This window comes from Herbaspirillum lusitanum P6-12 (assembly GCF_000256565.1).
GTDB lineage: Bacteria > Pseudomonadota > Gammaproteobacteria > Burkholderiales > Burkholderiaceae_D > Herbaspirillum > Herbaspirillum lusitanum.
In genome coordinates, this window is record NZ_AJHH01000133.1 from 1 (window position 1) to 1,029 (window position 1,029).

Sequence of the window (1,029 nt, forward strand, 5' to 3'; positions counted from 1 at the left end):
GCGGCGCTCAGCGACTCCGGTTTTTCGCTGGCCTCCGCCAGTTGCAGCAGGCCGCCATAGAATCCCGAACGCGACAACAGCGCCTCGCGCACTTCGATCGACACGCCGATCTGGGCCAGGATGTCGGCGATGTCCTGGTTCAGCAGGGCATCTGTCAGCGACAGCACGCCGACCATGAACGCCGTATCCGAGCGGCTGGAGCGGCGCGGCTGGGCTTTTTGCGCCAGCAGTTCGCACAGCTTGCCGCGCGTGGCCGCCAGGATCATCAGCGGCGAGGACGCATTGCGGCCGTTGTCCGGATTGGCGTACAGCAGGATCTGCAACCAGCGCTTCAGCTGGCGATCGCCCAGCACCAGCAAGGCCTGGCCGAGCGAGGCGATGTGCCGGCGGAAACCGTACATCGGCGTGTTCACCAGGCGCAGCAGCATCAGGCTCAGTGCAATGTCCTTCTTGATGAAGCGCACGATCTCGTAGTTGTTGGCGCCCTTGATGACCAACGCCAGTATCTGCATGATCAGGATGCTGGAGGCGTTCAGTTTTTTACCGCGCAACACGTCGGGTCGGGCGAAATAATACCCCTGGTAGTAATCGAATCCGCACTCGCTGCAGAGCCTGAATTTCTCTACGGTTTCCACTTTCTCGGCGAGCAGCTTCTTGCCTTTTTGCCGCAGGCTGCGACTGAGTGCGGCGAGTTCATCGTCCGGAATGTTCAGTACATCCACCTTGACGATGCCGGCCACGCGCATGAGCAGATCGGTGCGGTCCGATTCCTGCACCAGGTCGTCGATGGCAAACATGTACCCGGCCTCGGACAGCGCCTCGATGCGCTGCATCAGCGGCAGCGTCAGTTCGACGGTTTCGAGTATCTCCAGGATGACGTGCTCCTTGGGCAGCACGAAGATGGCGTCGCTCAGCAGGATGGCGGCATCCACGTTGATGAAGGCGACCAGCGAGCCGATCACGTTGTGCAGGCCGAGCTCGGCGGACCCCCGTTTTGCTTTTATTTTTCTTGTGCGTCAGCATACCGCA

Annotated in this window: 1 protein-coding gene; it reads right to left on the bottom strand. The window is 61.0% G+C overall.

Translation table 11 applies throughout. The annotated features are described in order from the left end of the window. Nucleotides 1-962, bottom strand: a 962-nt coding sequence (locus tag HLUSI_RS26990; protein WP_016832878.1) for an EAL and HDOD domain-containing protein, incomplete at its 3' end; no start/stop codon positions are given. Between the last annotated feature and the right edge of the window lie 67 nt (nucleotides 963-1,029).